The sequence below is a fragment of the Parasediminibacterium sp. HNIBRBA5674 genome (assembly GCF_056745525.1).
Genome location: NZ_JBQWIE010000004.1, coordinates 1 through 21643, shown reverse-complemented (window position 1 = coordinate 21643; position 21643 = coordinate 1). Strand labels below are relative to the sequence as shown.

Here is a 21643-nt window from a genome sequence, read left to right as displayed (position 1 = left end):
CTTTTACTTTCAGTTTGGGACAGTTTTTTCCTTGACTGATTGGGCTGCCGCCAACATTGTGTTGTCGATAGCGGGGGCGGACAGAAGAAACCCCAACTTTGGGATTTTTTCTGTACTTTTGTTTCGGCAGACGAATGAAGCAAAAGCAGTAGTAAGTAATTGAAAATCAGAAATTTATATCGGCAGACGTTCCAGCGGACGTTTTCCAAATTCCCCCGCCATCGGCAACACTTGTTCGTTGGTGGCAACCCAGTTCAGTATTTTTGGGACATAAGGCTGGCGAAAATCCAACTCTTTTTGTTGGTCGGGTTGGACAGTTTTTTGCCCAAAACCATGACTTTTACTTTCAGTTTGGGACAGTTTTTTCCTTGACTGATTGGGCTGCCACCAACATTGTGTTGTCGATAGCGGGGGCAGACGGAAGAAACCTCAACTTTGGGAATTTTTCTGTACTTTTGTTTCGGCAGACGAATGAAGCAAAAGCAGTAGTAAGTAATTGAAAATCAGCAATTTATATCAGCGGACGTTCCAGCGGACGTTTTCCAAATTCCCCCACCTTCGCCAAGCCCAAAACCGTTGGTGGCAACCCAGTTCAGTATTTTTTGGACATAAGGTTGGCGAAAATCTAACTCTTTTTGTTGGTCGGGTTGGACAGTTTTTCGCCCAAAACCATGACTTTTACTTTCGGTTGGGGACAGTTTTTTTCCGTTTTGGTTTGGGCTGCCACCAACATTGTGTTGTCGATAGCGGGGGCGGACAGAAGAAACCCCAACTTTGGGATTTCTTTTGTACTTTTGTTTCGGCAGACGAATGAAGCAAAACAAGTAGTAAGTAATTGAAAATCAGTAATTTATATCGGCGGACGTTCCAGCGGACGTTTTCCAAATTCCCCCGCCATCGGCAACACTTGTTCGTTGGTGGCAACCCATTTCAGTATTTTTGGGACATAAGGTTGGCGAAAATCTAACTCTTTTTGTTGGTCGGGTTGGACAGTTTTTCGCCCAAAACTACGACTTTTACTTTCAGTTTGGGACAGTTTTTTTCCGTTTTGGTTTGGGCTGCCACCAACATTGTGTTGCCGATAGCGGGGGCGGACGGAAGAAACTACAAAAGAGTAGCCCCCTAACCCCCTAAGGGGGAATTGGGATTAAGGCTGCTTTTATGTAGGACACAGGTAGCTGCCGTGAAAGTATGCGAAGGAACTGCAAGGACTGTGACATACCTACGCTAGTAGCCCGAAGGGCAGCATGGGTGTAGCAATATCATATAAGCGACACTACAAATAATTGCTACTGCCTTGCTGGTATGGCGCATGTACTTGCTGACGACAAATACTGAACACCGCTTTACCTTGCTGTGCGTAGGTTCTGCGGCGTGGGCAATAACTTGCTTGTAGAACGTTAGTGGGCAAGCAACTACTGAGATGTGGCAACGCCACGCAATGGATTTAAAGTAGCCAAGCAAAGGCAGGTGCGAGGTACAAGCTAGAGGTACGATTAGCGAAGTGCCTTGCTGCTGCTGTGATAGCTAATGTGGCTACGAAGCAAAGCATTGTGCAAAGGGTAGCGACACTTGGCTAGGGCTTTAGCCAATAAAAGGTATTTCATCCCAACGTGTGGTGTATATCTATTAAAGTAAAATATTGTAGTAACACAAATATTCTTTCTCAAAGGGGGCACTTTTCTTGAGGGGTAAATCAGGTACTATCGTGACTGCTTACATCCTTTCTAAAATAACCTTTCCTGTAGCAAGTCTTTCCATTCAATAAAACCTTTTGGCTCATTTGCGTAGTTGTGTAGAATACGACTGAAATTTTCAGGATTTGTTTCAAGAAATGCTTGCCTACCTTGATTTTGGATTACGTTTAGTTGTATATTAACTTCTTTTAAGTAAGATGGTATCAATTCAGGATTTTTATCGAAATGCCATAAATAAGTTGCTTCTTCTGTATCTAATGTTTCTAATACAATATGAAACTGATTGTGGCCGACAAGTAAGAAAATAAATGAAAATGGGTTTAAGATAAACTGTATTTTAATGATATCATCACTGTGCTGTTCTGATAAATAACGAAGTTGTCTGTGGTGTTTAAAGTGTGTTTGTTTTAAAATATCATTTAACAATTCTTCGCCAGATTCATAAAGCGAATTATCTAATTGAACTGGTTGTGCATCAAGTAAATTATTTTGTATTGCACCTGCATTCTTTTTTCCTATAAAGTTTTTAGTAACAAACTTGAATCTAACACTTTCAATCACTTCTCTATTTATTTTTTGTATATCGCCAGATATTGCTAACTGAGAAATCAACACATCATTTTTAAATTCAGCGCTAATTTCGACAATAACATATTTTGATTGCAATGCTTTAATAAAAAACGGTTTTAGGACTTCAAACTCAGGTCTTATTTCAATGTTTTCAATTTCAAAATAAATTTCTGATTTAATAACTTCAGCAACATACTTAAACGCAATACCACCATATCTAAATTCTAACTCTTCAATTGGAACTTTTATTGTTTGTTGTATTGTTACGAATTTATCGTTTGAAGTTTTTTTAACTATTTCTGAATCATCAAATAGTGTAGCTTGTTTCTCAATTTTTCGGTAATAAGCACTTCTTTTTAAAAATAATTTGTTGAGGTAATCTATTTTTATATCTCTGTAATCATAAATAGTTGGGGCAATTTCTGAACGCTGAACTCTTCCAATATACTGAATCAATTTACCTTCAAATGAAAAAGGGTACACTAAAAAAAGGCACTGTATATTTTGTAAATCCGTTCCTTCGCCAAAAAACTGACCAGTTGTTATTAGTACTTGATAATTGCCTTCCTTTAATATTTTCCATTTGGTTGTTCTGGCGCTTTCTGAATCTTCGCCACATATTGTAACTGTTTCATAAGACTGTTTTAAATATTGGTTCAGAGAATCAATGTGTTCTTTTCTCTCGGTAATGATAACGACCTTTTTACCTGCATTTAATTCTTTGATTACATCTTCCAATACTTGTTTATTTCGGGTCGAATCGTGGATTAATATTTTTGATAGTGTTTCAAATTTGTCTGTTTTAGAATTGTAAGGAACATCCAATTCTGTAATGCGGATAATGATTTTGGCTTGCCTATGTGTACTGATATCCTGTGGCTTTAATTCTGAAATTATTTCGCCTAAATGAATGAAGATAAGTTTGCCATCATTGTATTTTCTAAAAGGCGTAGCAGTTAGCCCGTACAAATAAAAACTGTTTATTTTAGCAACAGTCGTTCTATAAGTTGCTGCTGGGACATGGTGACATTCATCAACTATAATTGTTCCAAAAGCATTTGTAATGTTTGTAGCCTCAGGTTTCTCTAATTCTTTTGTCAAGCTTTGAATTGTAGCAATGGTGAGGTTTTTACCAATTTTTGTTTTACCCTGACCAATTTTTCCAATTTCGATTTTAGATATTCCCAGAAAAGTTTCAATTCTTTCAATCCATTGTTCTGCCAGTTGTTTGCGATGAACAATAATTAAAGCAGGTTGCTGTTTTTGAGCAATTATTTTTAACGCAACAACTGTTTTTCCTGAACCTGGTGGTGCTACAATTACACCAATGTTTTTTTTATCAGTTACTGCTATTGTGGCATTTTGTTGTTCTCTTAATGTGGCGTTGAATTTGAAAAAAGTTGTTGGTCTTAGTTTTCTCTCATCAATAAAGTTATACTCAATTTTATTATCTCTGCAAAAGCGAAGAACCTTACCAACAAAGCCTTTGGGAACGATAATTTGATTTTCTGTTTCTTCAATAAATTTGAAATATTGTTCAGTACCAAAAGTGTTTCTGCCGACTTTCTTTTTGATTATAAATTCATTGTTAGCAAAATTCAATTCTTCTTTTAGAAAGTTAATTAGTGCTGAGTTTATTCCAGCTCTGCGAATTGAAACAACGTTATTTAAAGTAATGGTTAATTTATTTGATATTGCCTGTGTTGAAGAAATTGTTGCCGATGTGCCTGTAATTTTTTGATGTAAATTATCAAGCTCAATAGTTGAAATTCTATTTATGTTGCTAAAAAAACTCCATTGGTCTTTATGTGGTTCTAATGAATCCACATAAATAAAACAACTGTTGCCTTGCTCAAACGTTTTCTTATACAATGGCAAAGCAATTAAATTGCCAAAGCCTTTGCCAGAGAGAAAATCCTGATTGGGGAATAATCTATCGAAACTTGAACTTTTATCAAATACTGAAAATATACCTGCTTGTTCCAAAACAGAAATAAATATTTTCCTGCTTCTTACTGCTGGGTAAGATTGCTCAAAAATATCCAAACGTGACCACCTTTTCCAGAACGTGAACGTTCCAAGTACGCAGAAATATTCATTTCGCCACATACTTTAATAAATGCTCTACATTGTTCTATCCAATTTTCTTTGTCAAAATCTGCTGCTAAAAACCAAGTAGTATTATCTTTTAATAATGGATAAATGCCTATTAATTGTTCACCGTTTAAGTGCTTTATTATTTGCTCATCTGTAAGTGTTAAGTGTATTTTATCTGGATAGTTTTGAAACGTGCCACCTTTCATTTTATGGACTCTAAACCTATATGGGTCGAAATAATATGCAGGCATATAGCCACTTTTATTATCCTTCTCCCAACGTGTAGCAAACACATCTTCTCTGCCTTTAAATAAGGATTTGAATAATTGAATATTTTTTTTGTATCGATTGGTGTCATTAATAAGGCTAAGTTGGTACTACTTAAATGGTATTCCAATTTATTTTGAGTAATCTATTTTGTATTTGTTTTAGGGTTTTTATTAAATCATCTTCATTCGGAAGTTCACCAACTACTAATTCTTTGAAGGTGGTTCTATAAGTTGCTTTTATTTTGTTCCAAGTATCTACTGGGTTGCTGAAAATAATTGCAGTTGATGGATGATTATTGAGCCATTCATTATTGTTTTTGAAACTTATTTTATCGTCATTTCTGACTTGCAGTAGCAATGCTTCAAATTCTGAGCTTTTAATAAAAGTATTGATTTCAGCATTTTTCAGCATTAAATGGATATCATAGATATGCCTTACTTTATTTGATAAATCTTCATAAGGATGTGCCGTTTGTGAGAATCGAACAAGACTCATTATTTTTTCGCATAGCGTTCGTTCCTTGCTTAGCACTTTAACAATAAACGGGTTCATTTTATATTGGTCAATCAATTCAAATTGCTGCGTTGTATTCATCATTTGGGTAATGTAGCAATCTACTTCTGATATGATAAACGGATTAGAACTACCTAGCCAAGTAGCTTCTATAATAATTTGTTCTCTTACTTGTCCAAACGTTCCTTGAAAGTTTTGTTTGGTGTATTGATGGGCTGTTTTACGAATCATTCCCAACTTATTTGTGATGCCTTCAATTTCTACTTCTGGCATTATTATATTCACTGCATCTGTAATTGCTTTTAGTTTGTTTTTGAGTTTATTGCCTGATTCTCCTTTATTATTTAACACCACCATATCTACATCTTCTGAGAATCTTTGAATTATTTTATGACACTTTGAAAGGGCTGTGCCGCCTTTAAAAACTGCTTCTTCTGCAATGGGTGAGTGGAATATTGCAAACAAGGCAACAGTAACCCAATAATCTTTCTCAACATAGATTTCTGGAATATTGAAACGCTGTGCTGTTGCTATCACAGCATCTTCAAAAAGTTGTTTGTTAGTGTGCAAATTCATAGTTATCTGATGTTCCAGTTTTCAATTGTTGATAGTTCTTCTTGTGTTATTCCAAATTCAAAAACGGATAGGGGGTTTATACTTTTTGTTAATTCTGCAAATTGTTCTTGGGGATTTAATTTGCTTAGTAATGCACCTAAGAATGCCCTTACTCTTGGTGGATATTTGATAGCAAATTTTATTAGTTTCTCTATTTCTTTAGGTGCAAGTTTTTGAAGTGATTGCAGCATAAAATTGATTGTTTGTAATTTATTATTATCAGGAATGGTTTTAAAATCTTTCATGACATCTAACAATTCCATTAAATAATAATTATCGTTGGTTACATCTACATAGCTTTTTACCGACCTTACTTGTATATTTCCAATTTTTGTAACAATACGTTTGTCTCTTGTTGCTACTTTTATGTTCTTTGGCACTTGTGTAGTTAGCTTCATTCTATTGTATAACAATGTGCCTGTTATGTATGCAACACGTTTGTTGTTTTCAAACAGATATGGTTTTAATAATTCTTCTTCTTTGGGTTTTAGGCTGCCAAAGGCAGTTTGCTTGGGTTTATAAAAAACACCTGTTGATGCTCGGGTTAATAGCCCTTTTTTTATCAGTCTTTCAATGGCTTTGGCTGCCGCTGAATATTCGGTTTTAGTAATAGAAAGTTCTTGGTACTTAAATGTAGTACCATCTATCATTTTACTAATTTTTTTTTCTATTTTTTCAGCTACTGTCATAAAGCTGTTCTTTAGAATGCAAATGTATTACAAAAATAGGAATGTCAAGTAATTGGTACATAATACTTGACATTTTAAGAATAGAATTGTTAGTGAAAATGCTTGGGTATATTGGTAAATACGCTATTTTTTATTTTCCCTTCTGAATTGTAATGCAGTATAATTTATAAAAACCAAAGCTTGTCTGTGCCATACTCTGGTATAACAGGATTTTTGAAGAATGGGTATATTTCTGCTAACATTTCGCTGTAAGCTATGGTTACAGGTAGGTTTTGCTGGCTGACACTTTTCCAATACATGCGGCTGAACTGATAGACTTGGTCTATTAAAGTTTCTATAAGCAAATCATCTTCTAAAATAATGAGATTGGTTGCTGTAATTTTTAATTTAACTGGAAAATGATACTCTCTTGCTATTGGATTTGAGTTTTCATTGTATCGTGTATTGTTAAATAATAAATACTCTCTTTCTGCAACTCTTGTGTATGTACCACTATAAGGCATCAATTTTCCTTTACTTAAAGTATCGAAAGCCAATAAGTCTTTACTAGCTGTTTTATTAATAGTGACAATGATAATATCAATTTTTAGGTTTAGCTCGTTGTAAAGCATTTCGTAGATAGGCTTTAACTCTTTCTTGCTTATGACCTTATAAAAGTGAATGATTAAGCGTGTGGCTTGCTTATTCGCTTTTAAAAAGTTCTCAACAGCTTCTCTAATAGACCCTGTAAGTGCTTTTAAATCTTTGGATTTAAAGCAAGAGAAATTTTTAAAGTCACCTAGATTATCAAAACAAAATGCAGACCCAAGATATTTACTATCAATTGTAGCATTGTGGTAAGCACCTATACCAACTATTAATTCCTTTGATGGCTCTCTTTTTAAAACCCAGGGCTTACCACCAAGTTTTGAAAGCATTGCAATTTGAATATTGGGTAGATAGTAATTGAATTCAGGCTTAGGGATGTTTTCTTTATAGATAACCTGTGATAAATACTTATAGGTTAGCAACATTTCTTTGATGCGGAAGTACACTCTTTTTTCTTCACTTTCTGATGTATGCTTGTTAAAAGGGCTAATATAAATTGCAAAGTATTGAATATTGGGTTCTGGGTTTCTATGCTTTAAAACTTGATAAACTTGACCAATGATGTGATTTGGGGTAAGAGAATTAAAATAAATATTTAAACTATCATCGAATGAAAAAGGCTGGTGGACAAAGTTTTGAAAATTAGGATGGTATTTATAACCCTTGGTAAAATAGGATTTAATTGTATCTACTAGGCTAGTATCTTGCTGGTGTGCAATAAAAAAGAACTTGACATTGGCGGCAAGTGTAGAATGCCTGAATGGGCCATATTTTTTTAGGTCAAATTTTGGTTCTGTGCCTACTTCGCTACCAAATTGTAACAATTGTGAATCGCCTAGTAAAAGTTTAATGTTTTCTTCTGGCACATTGAAAAAGCCATTATTTGTAAATGTGAATTGCTTTTTTAGTAATGGTGTATTTAGGTGATTATTAAAAAAGCTAGATAGATGCTGAAAGTATTTAGGATAGCGATTAGAAAGGTCGGGCTTATCGAAAGGGATTTGCAGAATTGGTTTTAGTTTATTACTAATAATTGGATAAGCGTTTTTAAGGTTTTGCTTAATAATGTCAGCGTGTTTCTCGTACTTATAAATGATGCCATTACAATTGATATAATTTAGATTTTCGGTAGGAAAGCCGACCATATCGTGTAGGCTTTTCTTGTAAACCTTTGTTGTTCCATCATACGACAAGACTAATTCGGGGCTATTTGTTAACTTACCATGCTGTACTTTAATGGTGTATTGAAAGTATTCGTTGTAAAGCGTGCTTGTATTTGTCTTGTTAATAAACCATACTTCAACATCATCAATAAAATTGCGCTTCATGATGTTTGCAACGCCATTTTTAAAATAACTGTACAATAGATAGCGATAATAATGACAAGCAAAGCTGGTGTGTGTACGCAGATTTACCGTAATTACAATTGCATCTTGCTTAGGCGGCTGAAAATTGGTGTAAAGCCACGGGCTAACCAATTTTTGAGTTGGTGTCATTTTGTCGTCTAACAAGCCAATTAAATCTTCATCGATATACAAAGGGCAGTAATCTTCTACATATTCAGTATATAATGCTACAGTAACAACATCTTGAATAATAGAAAATGGAATGATGTTTAATTGTAAATTTTGTACCATGCTTAAATGTCAATTTATCGACAGTAGCAAGTATAACAAAAAATTATGCCACTAAAGGATTTAGCATAATTACAAAAAGCATGATGTGGATAATATGTGAAAATAAGAGAAAGCAAGAATGACTAAAGGCGCATTTGATTTTGTTTCCATATTTTATCAAAAACAAAGTCTAGGTACTGCCTTTTGAAATCAGCATCGTCTGTAAATCTTTTGTACAAATCGGTATAAGTGAAGATTACATCTTGCATTAAATCTTCTACCTTTTTGTCAGATGTAATTTTTGCGTTTTGCTTATCTGAATTATTTAGAGAGTTTACAATAGCTTGGTCTTTTGCAAAGTCTGCTGGTAATTGTTCAAACAGGAATTTCTTGATTTTATCATCATCTGTCCAATTATCAATTCCAAAACGAGTATTGAACTCATTTATAATTGCCTCTAATTCATTGAACGCATTATCACCTTTTTTGCCTTTCATTATTGGGGGTGTTGGGTCTATTTCTTCACCACCATTTAAGCCAATATTATCTGTAGTTGTACGTGTTAATCGATAACTATCTAAATCAATTGCTTCAATAATTCCCTTAGCCAAATCTTCATTTTCTTTTGGTTTTATTTTTGGCATCAAAAACTTTAAGAACCAATACAACCTTTCCCAATAGGCATTTTTAAAAGATAGAATTTTAGATAAAAACGCATAGGTGCGGTAGAATGATTTAGCCTTTACAAAAAAATCTATCTGTGCTTCTTCGTTTAATTCAGATTTGAAATTATGGGCGCAAGCATCAATAATTGGGTCAAGTTGTTGCCTGTCAGCATTATTGAAATAAAGGTTTGTAAAATTATGAACATCATCTAGTGCATATACTTGGGCACTATCTAAGACATCTTGCAAATCGTTTAATTTGTTAGCGTCTGTTTCTTCACTTAAAATGGTAGTTGTATAAAATGGTTCGAAGGCTTCTTTTATTTCATCGGTAGTATTGAAGAAGTCTAATACAAAAGTATCTTCCTTATAAGGTTTGAAAGCTCTATTGAGCCTTGAAAGGGTTTGTACTGCTTGTACATCTCTCAATTTTTTATCTACATACATTGTATGCAGCAAAGGCTGGTCGAAGCCAGTTTGAAACTTATTAGCTACAATTAAAAATCTGTATTCTTTCTTTTTAAATTCATCTGGGATAGCAATACTTGGAAAGCCATTTAATTTTGCTTCATCTATATCTACGCCATCAATTTGACGGCTACCGCTAAACGCAACAATTGCTTTATAGGGCGAATTGATTTCTTTAAGATAGGTTTTAAAAGCATCGTAGTATTTTATTGCATTATTGATGCTTTTGCAAACTACCATTGCCTTAGCTTGCCTATTAATTTGCTTGGCTACTTCTGAATGGAAATGGTCAATCATCACTTTGGATTTCTCCATAATAGAGAAGGGATGGCTTTCTACATAAGCTCTTAGTTTTTTATTTGCCTGATGGGTTTCAAATTCAGGATTGTCTTCTACTGCTTTATTGAGTTTGTAGTAAGATTGGTAAGTGGTGTAGTTTTTAAGCACATCTAAAATAAATTCTTCTTCGATGGCTTGTTTCATGGTGTAAGCATCGAAAGCTTCGAACTTACCCTCGCTTGTTTTTGTACCGAATGTTTCTAAAGTTTTGTTTTTAGGTGTAGCCGTAAAAGCAAAGTAGCTGGCATTCTTCAACATTTTACGTTGCTCAATCATTTGGTTGATGGCATCTTCTGATGTTTCAAATTCATCATCTTGTCTGTTATCTTCTTCGCCATAAGCTTCTGATTTATCAGCTAATACCCAGTTCATTTTGCTTGCCGTTTCGCCACTTTGGCTACTGTGTGCTTCATCAATAATAATGGCGAATTTTTTGGCTTGTAGCGTTCCTATTTCATCTATAATTTTAGGAAATTTTTGTACGGTAGTTACGATAATTTTTTTGCCATCTTCTAGAGCTTCTTTCAATTGTTTACTACCTTTTTCAATGGCTTCAACCACCTTATTTACCTGTGCAAATTGCTTAATGTTGTCTCGTATTTGCTTGTCTAATATTCTTCTATCTGTAACAACAATTATGCTATCGAAAACCGTGTTTACATTCTCTAAATCGTGTAAACTAACTAGCTGGTGAGCCAACCAAGTAATAGAATTAGACTTGCCTGAACCTGCTGAATGCTGGATTAAATATTTTTGACCAACACCATTGACTTTGGCATGAGAAAGCAAGTTTTTAACAACCCTTAACTGGTGGTATCTTGGGAATATTAATTTGCGTTTTATTTTACCAGTGTCTTTGTCTTCTTCCTCTACAATTTGTGCGTAGTTTTCTATGATATTGCTAAGACTTTCTTTAGTAAGTGTATCTGACCATAGGTAGCTTGTTTTGATGCCATTGGGGTTTATAGGATTGCCTGCACCATTATTAAAGCCTTTATTAAATGGTAGGAAAAATGTATTAGCGCCTTTTAGTTCACTTGCCATGTACACTAAATTGCTATCTACTGCAAAGTGTACCATACACCTACCGAATGCAAATAAAGGTTCTTTTGGGTCTCTATCTTGCTGGTACTGGCGAATAGCATTTTTAACTGTTTGCCCTGTCCATTCGTTTTTTAATTCAAAGGTTATAATAGGCAAGCCATTGATAAGTATGGCCATATCTAACGAATTACTGTTAGATAGGCTGTAATGCAACTGACGTGTAACTGAAAAGATATTAGCTTGGTAATTTTCTAAAGCTTTTTGGTTAAGTAGAGAAGTAGGGTTTTTGTAGTAAAGATTGATTTGAAGATCTAAATCTTTAATGCCTTTACGTAATATTTCAATGATGCCTTTTGCTTTTATTTGCTCTGCAAGGCGTTTTAAAAATTTTTCTTCACCTCTTTTTACAATAGTATCATAAGCACTCGGTTGGGTTTGTTTGATAAACTCAAACAATAAGCCTTTATCTATACAAAGTTCTCTATCATAGTAAGCACTGTAGCTATTACGATAGCCACATACATCTACCAAATGTTTTTCTATGAGGATTTCTAACCCCTTTTCTGATATATCTGATTGCATAACTACTATTTAAACAAAGCCGTAAACGGTAAACCTACATTTAGTCCAACAGTTGGTTGTAATTTGTAGTCGACTTTATTAGTGTAATTGTTTGTATTATTTAATCTAACCTGTGGTTCTATGTTGATGGCTTTGTCTTTAGATTTTATACGTAATGGCAAACCAAAACGCCAGTTAATGGCATTATAATCGCCAATGTTTTGTTCAAAGCGAACGCTAATACCCGGTGTTACTAATCTCTCACCTCCATTTTTTTTGGTGTCTGATAAACTTATAACTGCTAATAAACTTACATTTTTTGTGATAAACTCGCTGTAAGTTCCTATGTAACCTTTGTTAGTTTCTAAAATAGCTGCGTTAGCTGGATTAATACCAGGAAATTGCTGGTACTGATTATAATCTACATTAGTCATTAAATCAGCCAAAGCTGAATTGTTACGAAATACTTTAAATGTGCCTGATACAAAAAAGGTGAAGTTTTGATTGTCCCTTAAATAATTAAGCTGACCATTTAACTCCCAGTTGTTAAAAGTAACTTTATTAAAGGGTTGTGTATTATTTTCGGCTATGTAACTTTTTTTCTCTGTTACAGGAAAAAAGCCCCAAAAAGACAACCAAGCAGTTTGAGACCATGCATAGGTATTTTTTTCATACAATGCATCAACCTCAGCTTTTGCAATTTCGTCCTCGTAGTCTTTTAATTTTTTATCGTAGTTAACTGTATTGTCAAGTTTTAAAAATGATACTTTTAGTTTAGAAGCCGTTAATTCGGCTATCTTGCTCTTGTCCTCTTGTGTAATTGTTGATTTTGCATTTAAACTTGCTATTTGGGCATCAATAGCTGTGATTAAATCTTGTTTGCTTTTATCCAGTAGTGCATTTGTAGTTGCAGTTGAATAAGCAGTTTTTTCTTTAGCTATTTTAGCTAAAACCGCTTGTGTAGCTGCATTACGCTTGATAATCATTTTACTTTTTTGGTCACTACTACCTTCTAGATTATAGAAGTTTATGGTGCTGCATGGGAACAAATACGAGTATTTGAAACCTATTCTTATATCACTTTGCCACTCATCTTTTTTATACAATGTGGCGAAGTTGTTTTTGATGTTGGTTTCAAGCATAGGGTTGAAAAGGCTTACTAACCTACCATTTGTATTAGTTGTAACCTTATTAAAACCAAAAGTTAGTTTATCACTTTCCGATGTGTAAGTGGCATATAATTTTGATAGACTGATTTCTGATGAGCCGCTTAAATAGGTAGAAACTTTCTTTTGAAAAAAGTAATTGAAGGCTTTGTCTGACACTAGTTTGTTTTCTAATGTAGCATCTACATTTGTTGTGAAGTTTTGAATTTGTGTTGAAATTGCATCAAAAGAAGTGGCTCTCGTTTGTGCATTGGTTTTAAATGCACCAAATAGTGCAACGGCTAGTGAAAAGATGGTAAATTTTTTCATGGTTGTATAGTTTTGGTTATTGATGAACTAGGCTTTTATTTTCCCCATCACAGCCTCGGCTATCATAGCTTCTTTGTATTCTTTTATCAGTTCTATTTCTCTTTCAGCTTTGGCTATGGTTTTATCTATGGTGGAAGTTTCGGTTTTGATGTGTTGAATAATTTGGTTTTGTTCAGATAACGGTGGATAGGCAATTGGCAGACATCCAAACTTGTCTTTATTTACATACTTTAGAGTTGTTTGAGTTGCATTGGTTTCAAAAAAAACATTTGCATTTAGTATTGAATATTGCAAATATTCAGGGTCAATACTTTGAGGAATAAATGCTTGTAATTGTTGATTTATGACACAGTCAAATGGAATTACAAGAGCAATATCAAAACTACCTACACAAGATGCAATAACACTATTTTTCTTAAGTATTCTAATACCTGCTTCACTAATTGCATCCTCAGAAACAAAAAACTTTATGTTATCAATATCTAATTTCTCTTCTGTAATAAATTCGCTTGTAATCCAAGGTAAACCTTCCCGATAGTCATTCAAGTCTGGTTTATTTCTTTCAGGTACAAAAATATTTGAAAAAGTTTTAGCTCTCCTTACTTCCCAATGCTCAGGAATATCACCCAACCATTTAATGCCGCTATCTTTCAGTTTTATATTCTTATCAATACCTTTTGTTACTGCTTCATTTATTACACTTTGCCTTTGCTCTTTGAGTAGAGCAATAAATTGTTGCTTTTTGGTAATAAAGTGGTTTATTTTTTGGGATTGGGTTTTTATGTATTCAACAATTTGGTTTTGTTCTTCAATGGGTGGCACAGGAAGTTTTAACCATTTTAATTCCTTATAACCTACACTTTGTCGAACACCACCACCCAAACTATAGAAATATTTCATCAAGTCTAAAGTGTGCAGTATGTAATAGAAATAGTCTGCAATACAATTTTTGTATTTTAATACCAAACCAGTGTATGCTGAAGTAATAATTCCATTTTCTTTAGCTAAACCAACTCTTAAACTCTTTTTATCATTTTGTAAATCAGTTAACCTTAAAATTATATTGCCTGTTTTAACTATTTGGTATGTATCAAAACTTTCAGGCAATAATCCCATATTACTTTCAACATCTCTCTTGATTATATTGCCATAGCTTAATGAAAGAACATTTTTTTCATTAGAGTCTTCGTTTTTAATTTTATTATCATTAAACAATGCCCATACTGGAATATTTTTCCAATGTGCAGGATAGTTGCCCAACCAAGCTGTTTTGTTATATGTAGCGGTAGTGGTCATTATTTCTTTTCGGGTTCTATTTTTTTAGTAGGCTTTTTATCCAATTTTTTTTGTACTGTTTTTATGCTTTCCTCTACTGGTAGGTTTTCGGGCATTGTACCACCAATTTCTTTAATAGTTTGGCGTACTTTTTTGCCTACTTCGTAGTGTGTTTGGTTGGCTTTTTGTTTTCCCTGTATATTTTCGTTGCGTAGTTTTTCTTCGGTTTGTGTGGCACGGAAAAGGTTGGCTGCCAGCTCGGTACTGCCCATATGGTCCAATATATGTTGGCTCTTTTTTAGGTTCTTCTTTTTATGTATGCCTTTGGCATCTAAGCCACCATAAAGCCCTGCATAGCCGTGGTTTTGAAATATGGCATAATCCAACCCATCTTGCACCCCTGCATTTTTTGCAGCAGCAGCTAAGTAGGTATTGTGCTTGCTCATTTCGGTACGCAAAAAAATACGTTTCTCTTCCTCGGTGCTTAATTTGTTGTAAGCATCCATTTGCTGTATTTCCTGTATTCGGGTTTGCACCGCAAAATAGGTTTGCCCCAGGGCTACAACTTCTTTGCTTGGGTCGGCATTTTGCACTATTAGGTAACAAGCATAACGGCTTAGTTTAAAACTTGGATAGGTGTGTTTTGCCCCTTGCCCAGCTATTAACACCTCGTTGGCTTCAACGATGTGTTCATTTACTTCGTATCCACTGTTTTCACAGGCTTCAATGGCTTTTTCAATTACACCCGTAAAGTTTCTAAAATCGGTATAATCCAAGACTTTAGCTAATTGCCTTGCCAACCAAAATTCGTTGCCATCTTCATCTGTATTTTTTATTTGCTCAAAAACAGAAAGACTGTTTTTACTTATTTCTTTTGCCATTTTATTCAATAATTTCTTTTAATAAATTTTCTGTTTCTTGCTCAATAGCCAAAATGTCTTTGGTTATTTCGGTTAATTTTCTTGGTGCTTGATACTGGTAAAAGTATTTAGCAAAATTTACCTCATAACCTACTTTGGTTTCTTTGGCATTGTACCAGGCATTTGGAACAAATGACAAAACTTCGGTTTCAAAGAAATCATCAATACTATCTTTGAGTGGTATGTTTTCAATATCCCTCAACTTGGCATCGCTTTTTGGCTTGCCTTTACCATCTAACACTATGTTTCCTTGCTCGTCTTTTTCGGGCTGATGCACCGTAATTTGATGGTAACCAAAATCGGTATTATCTAAAATGATGCTGTGCTCATTGGTTTCAAAATCTATAAACAACTTGGTAATAACATCAATATGGTTTGCATCGAACTGCACTCTTTTTTTGCCTAATGGCTTACGCATTTTGCTATTGAAATGGTCGGCTGTTACATTTATCAATTGTAGCTTTCCTTTGCGTTTCTTCTCTTTTTTGTTAGTAAGAACAAATATGTAAGTAGGTATGCCCGTGTTGTAAAATAAATCGTTGGGCAGGGCTATTATAGCTTCTAACAAATCATTTTCAAACAGGTATTTGCGTATTTCGCTTTCGCCTTGCCCTGCATCGCCTGTAAACAAAGCACTACCATTATGGATGGTTGCAAAACGGCTACCTAGTTCGCTATCCTTTTTCATTTTGCTTACCATATTCATCAGGAAAAGCAATTGCCCATCGTTTACTCTGGGCACTCCAATTTTAAAGCGGTGGTCTATGATTTCCTTTTTATCTACTATGGCAGGTTGGTCTATCTTCCAAGTTTTGCCATAAGGTGGATTGCTCAACATAAAATCAAACTGCAAGTTTGAAAAACCATCGTTGCTTAATGTAGAGCCGAAGGCGATTTTATCGGGGTCTTCTTCTTTAATGAGCATATCTGCTTTGCAGATGGCGAATGTCTCGGGGTTTACTTCTTGCCCATATAAATGAAAAGTTGCTTTAGGGTTTATTTCTAACGCAAAATGTTCTGCTTCGGTAAGCATACCACCACTGCCACAGGCAGGGTCGTAAATAAGGTAAGTGCCATCTTTGATTTTATCTTTTATTGGGTCGAAAATTAAGTGGGTCATTAGTTTAATTATTTCACGAGGTGTGAAGTGTTCACCTGCTTCTTCGTTGTTTTCTTCGTTAAAGCGTCTTATTAATTCTTCAAACACATAGCCCATCCCTAAATTGCTTAACCCGTCTAAAACTATTTTGCCTTCATTATTAAGAACTGGTTTAGGGCTTAGATTGATTGTGCTACTACAAAATTTTTCAACTAGTGGAAATGTAATATTGCCTTCTTCCATCGTGTCTAGCTGATTACGCAGCTTGAACTTGCTAATAATATCTTGTACATCGCTGCTAAAGCCATCTAAATAGGTTTCTAAGTTTTGGCGAATATTACCTGGTTCGTTGAGTAGTTTTTTGAAAGTGAATTTGGATGTATTGTAAAATACATAGCCACTTACTTTACGAAGCTGTGGGGCTTGGTTGTCTATCTTCATTGTGTTTAGCTTTTCGTGCATTTGCAGCACTGCTTCTTTGGTTGGTTCCAGAATAGCATCTAAACGCCTTAATACCGTAAAGGGCAAAATAATGTCTCTGTATTTACCTCTTGTGTATACATCACGAAGTACATCATCTGCAATACTCCAAATAAAATTGACTATACTATTATGTTGGCTCTGATTCATTAGAAATACGATGGTTTATAATAACTTTTTGAATTAAAAATAATCAAGTAGTTATTAACAAACATAAGCCAAATAAGAGAAAGATTAGTTAGGTGTTATTAAAAAAATTTGATTTTGGAAAGTAAACATACCACCATTAGGGTTGCTGGATAACCACCACTCAAAAGCATTGGTAATTTCTATTTCGAAAGCAAGGGCTTGAAACTGTTGTAATGGTGTTTGTAGCAGGTAATCTGCAAGGTCGAAGCCCTGTTGTTTATCCTGCAAAGTGGCTTTTGTTTCTAATAAATTTGAGACTTGAAAGTTGGCAATATACTTGAGTTCTTGGGCTTTTAATAGCCATTTATCATAGGCTTTGAGGTCAGGAAATAAAACTACGTTTAAGCCTTTTAACACACTGCATTTAAGTGCTGTAAGATTAGACAAGCTGCCAACTGCTAGCCAACAATACTGAGGTAAGTAAATGCTAGCTATGATGGCTGTTTTTTCGCTTTCAACAATAGCTACAGGCTTGGTATTGTGCTTTAATAAATGCTCACCAAATAGGCATTGTGACAAGCTAAAATTAGTTACTTGCGGTAATAGCTTATGTACCCAAGTAATATGGCTAAAAGGCTGTTTAATACGCATGCCTGTGGTGGCATTGTACAACATGATTTTACCTGTGTGGATATTGCCTTGCTGGTCTATCTGCCAAAAGATAGTAGCACCTTGCCAATGCTTAGATGTGCCAACTAAGTATTGGTTAAGTACTTGCTGCGTGGTGGTAATACCAAACCTGCTAATGAGAAAAGCCACAAAATGATTGTGATGGTAACTAGCAAGTGACTGCTGAAACAATGGCTGGCTAATGAATGTAGGTGGTAAAGCCTGTGTAACTGGCAGTTGCGGTATTGAGTTGGCGAACTGTTCAATAGAGGATGGATGTAGCTGAAAATATTGCTTGGGTGTAAGGTGGTAGCCACAATTTGCTTCTCGATTGCAACGGCCAACAGTAGGGTGTATGTGCTGCTGCGAAGCTGTATGGATATACCTTACAAAAGACTTGCTACGGTGGTTGCAGCTAGGGCAATGGTAACGTGTAGAAAGCCCTTTGTATGGTTGTAACATGTAAGTATGTGCTTGCATGGTAGTAACATTTAGGAACATTAGGAACAAGTGTTACTAGTTGTTACTAGTGTTACCATTGTTCCTAAGTTTTTTAATCAATCTTGTAATTTTTACTTTAAAACTCTCGAACTGTGCATCATTGGGGCAAAGCTGCTTGGCTACTGAATAACTAGAAACAGTAGGGTTGCTTTCAAGGATTTCAGCAATTCGTTTCTCTAGTTCGTTTTTGTCTTTTTCAGATACTTGCTTTAAATGCGCTTGTTCTGGTGCATAGTTGAGAAACTGGAATTGCAAGAAATTGCTTGGCTTTGTGATTTGGCAAATGATGACATTATCGCTACCGTATTTGTCTTCTGTATTACGCTGCTTAATCTGCTTGATGTAGCGCAAGGATTTGTCTTGAAAGCTTTCGCCAATGGCAAAAGATGTATCGCAAAAGTTCATGAGTATTTTGCTGCCTTGTAGGTCGTTTTTGGTTAAAGGCTTTGTGGCATCACGCTTTGGTGTATGTGCTAAGGCTAGAATAGACAAGCCGAACCTACGCTTGAGGGCTTTTAACTGCTTCATTAAAGGCAAAGTATCTTTTGCCTTTTCGTTTTCGCTTTTTAGGTAAGTGAGATTGTCGATAATTAACACTTTGGCTCCTGTTTCAATGATGGCTTTTTCTAAGGATTCATTTAGTAAGTCTTCAAATGATTTGCCATCTTGAAAATCTGCATCGGGATTGATTTCGACCCGAAGCAGATTGTCGTGAAAAGAATAATGGTTTTGATTGTTGACAGAGTAACGTATTTCAAATTGCTTGTCAGATAGTTCAAAATCGAAATACAATACTTTTTGAAGTGTAGCGGTTAACTGAAAACCATTAATAGCAATGCCACTACTGATACTATTGGCTATTTGCACTGCAAGAATAGATTTGCCTAAGTTGGTATCGGCAAATAAGATGCAGATTTCGCCTTCGAACCAGAAGGCATCGAATAGCATTTGTGGCATAGGACGAACCTTTGCTTGGTCAATCCATTTGTTAGCAGGTTTTACTGTAAACATGCCTTTAGATTCATCATTGCCACTTGCTGGCTTTAAGAACTCGTTGGCATTTTGAATAATCTCTGCTGGGTTGATGTTTGTTTCAACTTGCATGGTAAGAGATTATTTTTTTGAAGCATTACGTTTAGAACTCAAGGCAGCCAATTCTTCTTCTACTTGCTTATGAGTTTCTTCAGTAGTGGATTGACGGTTGCGAGTGAGCCATTCGTCTAACTCTTCGCGTTTGAAATACAGTTTTTTGCCTTGTGGGCAGAAATGAGGGATTTGCCTTGCACTTGTGAGTTTGTACAAGTGTGAGGGGCTAACATCTAAATAAGAGCAAGCATCATTAAAATTAAGTACTTGCTTTTTCAATACTGTTTGCTCTTGAAGCTTGTTAGCAATTTCAGTGAGCTTGTCGAGGATTAAATTGTTTTGTTCCATAACTATAATTTTTTTGTTGGAACAAAACTGCTTGATGTATTAGGGGTAAATGGTATAGGTATTTATACAGGTTTAAATTTCTAAACCTGTATAAACCTATCTAAACCTTTTTTGTAAATAAATCTGCGAAATAGCTATCAATTTTCGCTTTTATTTCGGGTGTTAATTCATTTTTATACTTTGAGTTTGATAAGTTACTTTGTTTGATTGGCTTTCCATTTGCTGAATAAAAGCACTTGCATTTATCTATATTGACAAATGTGAGATTTGGTATGAAACGCTGTAAGGTTTCAAAGATGTATGTTGCTTTATTTGTTTTACAGCCTAACTGGATGTGGTATTTTTTCTGAGAAACGTCTTTTACAGTTAGCAGTTCAAAAAAGTCTTCTTTAGAAGTGACATTTATATCAATAAAAATTTCATGGTTGCATAGTACTGCGATGAGTTGTTTTAGCTTGTCTATATCACCCTTATAACCAAAGCTGAAAGGTTTATTATCTGATTTGGCTATAGATGTTACTTTGATATTTGGTTCTGTGATTTTCAATTCAGGCTTAAATGTGTTGTCAGCCATATTGTACATGAAAAAATCATCTATGTTATAGGCATCTTGCAGGTTGAATTTATGGATTTCTTGTACTGCAAAATAGAGTGCAATTACCGATTTCATTAAATACACAAGGGTAAATTGTACAGGATTTAATTGGATGGTTTCTTGGTCTATTAAGTCATCTTCTATCAATGTGGTTTGAACTTGACTTGCTAAAGCTGAAAGGCTCTTTAGTACTTTGTGACCAATTTGATAAGGCACATCTATTGTTTCATCAATGATAAAAGGATTGGCAAGTACTTGGTTGTATAATCGTAACAATTCAGTGCTAATGAGTAAATGGTAGTAGGTTGTTATTAGGTCCTTTGGTGCTGGTGTGTCTACAATAGCACAAAGCGCTTTTACTTCTTTGAAGTTGTTTTCAGGTATCGATTTAAGTAAAGTTGGAAATGGGGATAATAGCTTTTGAAGGCGCAACGAGATATTGGCTGGTGTATTTGGTTGAATTTTTGATGCTTCTCTAACAATGTCAGTAAAGCCAGCAATTTTATTAAAGTTGACAAGCCACGGCTTTAATTCGCCGTGGATAATGCTATCAAGAATTTTTATTTCCATTTTAGAAATCTGTTAAGAGGTTAACTGTATCTAGTTTCGTACTATCTGAAAAACTGTCTAAATAATTAGCTGTAACAATGACTGAACTATGGCTAAGTGATTCGCTAATAAATTCAGTAGAAGCCCCTTTGCGTTTTAACACAGTAGAGAACGAATGACGAGCTGCATAAGTGCCAATTTTTTGTTCGATATGTAATTGCTCTCTGATTGATTCCATGTGCTTATTTACCCACTTAATGAAACGCTGGCAACGATGCTTAACGGTTACAGCGGATAAATTAGGCTCTAGGATGGGAAATAGGTAAGGGTTTGTTTTATCCTCATTCTTCCATTTTTCAATTATCTCTAATGCTCTAGGGTGCAAGCCCACTTTGATTGGGCGCAAATCTTTCTTTTTGGTGTTTTTGGTTTTGGCTCTTACAAACACCAATAAATTGCCGTTGATATTTGAGGGTTTTAATTCGATTATATCGGCAAAATTGATACCACTACACAATTATGAGAATATCCAAAAATCAAGGGCTTTTGCTTCGTTGGAATTCTCTGGCTTAAAGTTTAGCAGCTTGCTAATATCTGCATCCGTAAGGGCTTTTTTGACATTACGACCAGAGGGGATTTCGTATTTCTTGAAAGGGTATTTTTCTGCGGCAAATACATTTTCATCAATCGCCTGGTTTATGATAGCACCACAGGTGTACGAAAGATAAATTAGCTCTTTGATACAATAAAATTAAATTTATCCGTTGCTTTAAGATGGAATTACA

14 protein-coding genes and 1 pseudogene are annotated in these 21643 nt (G+C 34.9%); all 15 read right to left on the bottom strand.

From position 1 onward, the window contains the following. Positions 1–1727: 1727 nt before the first annotated feature. On the bottom strand, positions 1728–4094 hold the full coding sequence (locus ACT9TX_RS03105; protein WP_481336870.1) for a DEAD/DEAH box helicase family protein: 2367 nt from the start codon (positions 4092–4094) through the stop codon (positions 1728–1730). Further along, positions 4074–4657: pseudogene (locus ACT9TX_RS03100) on the bottom strand (TOTE conflict system archaeo-eukaryotic primase domain-containing protein); the annotation flags it as partial. The pseudogene ACT9TX_RS03100 and the gene ACT9TX_RS03105, both read right to left, overlap by 21 nt. 88 nt (positions 4658–4745) lie before the next feature. Further along, positions 4746–5723: a nucleotidyl transferase AbiEii/AbiGii toxin family protein gene (locus ACT9TX_RS03095; protein WP_481336742.1), complete on the bottom strand. Its 978-nt coding sequence runs from the start codon at positions 5721–5723 to the stop codon at positions 4746–4748. Positions 5724–5725: 2 nt separating this feature from the next. Beyond that, on the bottom strand, positions 5726–6451 hold the full coding sequence (locus ACT9TX_RS03090) for a DUF6088 family protein (RefSeq protein ID WP_481336741.1): 726 nt from the start codon (positions 6449–6451) through the stop codon (positions 5726–5728). A 164-nt stretch (positions 6452–6615) separates the two neighbouring features. Continuing rightward, positions 6616–8676, bottom strand: a complete 2061-nt coding sequence (locus ACT9TX_RS03085; protein WP_481336740.1) for a Piwi domain-containing protein — start codon at positions 8674–8676, stop codon at positions 6616–6618. A 122-nt stretch (positions 8677–8798) separates the two neighbouring features. Then, complete coding sequence (locus ACT9TX_RS03080) at positions 8799–11753, bottom strand: type I restriction endonuclease subunit R (RefSeq protein WP_481336739.1); 2955 nt, start codon at positions 11751–11753, stop codon at positions 8799–8801. Between the two features lie 5 nt (positions 11754–11758). After that, complete coding sequence (locus ACT9TX_RS03075; RefSeq protein ID WP_481336738.1) at positions 11759–13207, bottom strand: hypothetical protein; 1449 nt, start codon at positions 13205–13207, stop codon at positions 11759–11761. Between the two features lie 27 nt (positions 13208–13234). Beyond that, positions 13235–14503, bottom strand: a complete 1269-nt coding sequence (locus tag ACT9TX_RS03070) for a restriction endonuclease subunit S (protein WP_481336737.1) — start codon at positions 14501–14503, stop codon at positions 13235–13237. Beyond that, positions 14503–15363: a DNA damage-inducible protein D gene (gene dinD / locus ACT9TX_RS03065; RefSeq protein ID WP_481336736.1), complete on the bottom strand. Its 861-nt coding sequence runs from the start codon at positions 15361–15363 to the stop codon at positions 14503–14505. The genes ACT9TX_RS03070 and dinD overlap by 1 nt, the downstream gene beginning before the upstream one ends. A gap of 1 nt (position 15364) precedes the next feature. Continuing rightward, the gene (locus tag ACT9TX_RS03060) at positions 15365–17131 is read right to left on the bottom strand and encodes a type I restriction-modification system subunit M (RefSeq protein WP_481336735.1); all 1767 of its coding nucleotides are present in this window, start codon (positions 17129–17131) and stop codon (positions 15365–15367) included. 84 nt (positions 17132–17215) lie between these two features. Continuing rightward, a complete protein-coding gene (locus tag ACT9TX_RS03055; protein ID WP_481336734.1) occupies positions 17216–18259 on the bottom strand; it encodes a DUF6371 domain-containing protein in 1044 nt (347 codons plus the stop codon). Between the two features lie 36 nt (positions 18260–18295). Further along, positions 18296–19384, bottom strand: coding sequence for an AAA family ATPase (locus tag ACT9TX_RS03050; RefSeq protein WP_481336733.1), 1089 nt, complete (start codon positions 19382–19384; stop codon positions 18296–18298). Between the two features lie 9 nt (positions 19385–19393). Beyond that, complete coding sequence (locus tag ACT9TX_RS03045) at positions 19394–19714, bottom strand: helix-turn-helix domain-containing protein (protein ID WP_481336732.1); 321 nt, start codon at positions 19712–19714, stop codon at positions 19394–19396. A gap of 100 nt (positions 19715–19814) precedes the next feature. Beyond that, complete coding sequence (locus tag ACT9TX_RS03040; protein ID WP_481336731.1) at positions 19815–20879, bottom strand: DUF6617 family protein; 1065 nt, start codon at positions 20877–20879, stop codon at positions 19815–19817. A gap of 1 nt (position 20880) precedes the next feature. Next, positions 20881–21375, bottom strand: a complete 495-nt coding sequence (locus ACT9TX_RS03035) for a tyrosine-type recombinase/integrase (RefSeq protein ID WP_481336730.1) — start codon at positions 21373–21375, stop codon at positions 20881–20883. Between the last annotated feature and the right edge of the window lie 268 nt (positions 21376–21643).

Coding starts and splice junctions, on each gene's coding strand:
- ACT9TX_RS03095 (WP_481336742.1), bottom strand. CDS start 5,723: ATGAATTTGCACACTAACAAACAACTTTTTGAAGATGCTGTGATAGCA.
- ACT9TX_RS03090 (WP_481336741.1), bottom strand. CDS start 6,451: ATGACAGTAGCTGAAAAAATAGAAAAAAAAATTAGTAAAATGATAGAT.
- ACT9TX_RS03085 (WP_481336740.1), bottom strand. CDS start 8,676: ATGGTACAAAATTTACAATTAAACATCATTCCATTTTCTATTATTCAA.
- ACT9TX_RS03080 (WP_481336739.1), bottom strand. CDS start 11,753: ATGCAATCAGATATATCAGAAAAGGGGTTAGAAATCCTCATAGAAAAA.
- ACT9TX_RS03075 (WP_481336738.1), bottom strand. CDS start 13,207: ATGAAAAAATTTACCATCTTTTCACTAGCCGTTGCACTATTTGGTGCA.
- ACT9TX_RS03070 (WP_481336737.1), bottom strand. CDS start 14,503: ATGACCACTACCGCTACATATAACAAAACAGCTTGGTTGGGCAACTAT.
- dinD (WP_481336736.1), bottom strand. CDS start 15,363: ATGGCAAAAGAAATAAGTAAAAACAGTCTTTCTGTTTTTGAGCAAATA.
- ACT9TX_RS03060 (WP_481336735.1), bottom strand. CDS start 17,131: ATGAATCAGAGCCAACATAATAGTATAGTCAATTTTATTTGGAGTATT.
- ACT9TX_RS03055 (WP_481336734.1), bottom strand. CDS start 18,259: ATGCAAGCACATACTTACATGTTACAACCATACAAAGGGCTTTCTACA.
- ACT9TX_RS03050 (WP_481336733.1), bottom strand. CDS start 19,384: ATGCAAGTTGAAACAAACATCAACCCAGCAGAGATTATTCAAAATGCC.
- ACT9TX_RS03045 (WP_481336732.1), bottom strand. CDS start 19,714: ATGGAACAAAACAATTTAATCCTCGACAAGCTCACTGAAATTGCTAAC.
- ACT9TX_RS03040 (WP_481336731.1), bottom strand. CDS start 20,879: ATGGAAATAAAAATTCTTGATAGCATTATCCACGGCGAATTAAAGCCG.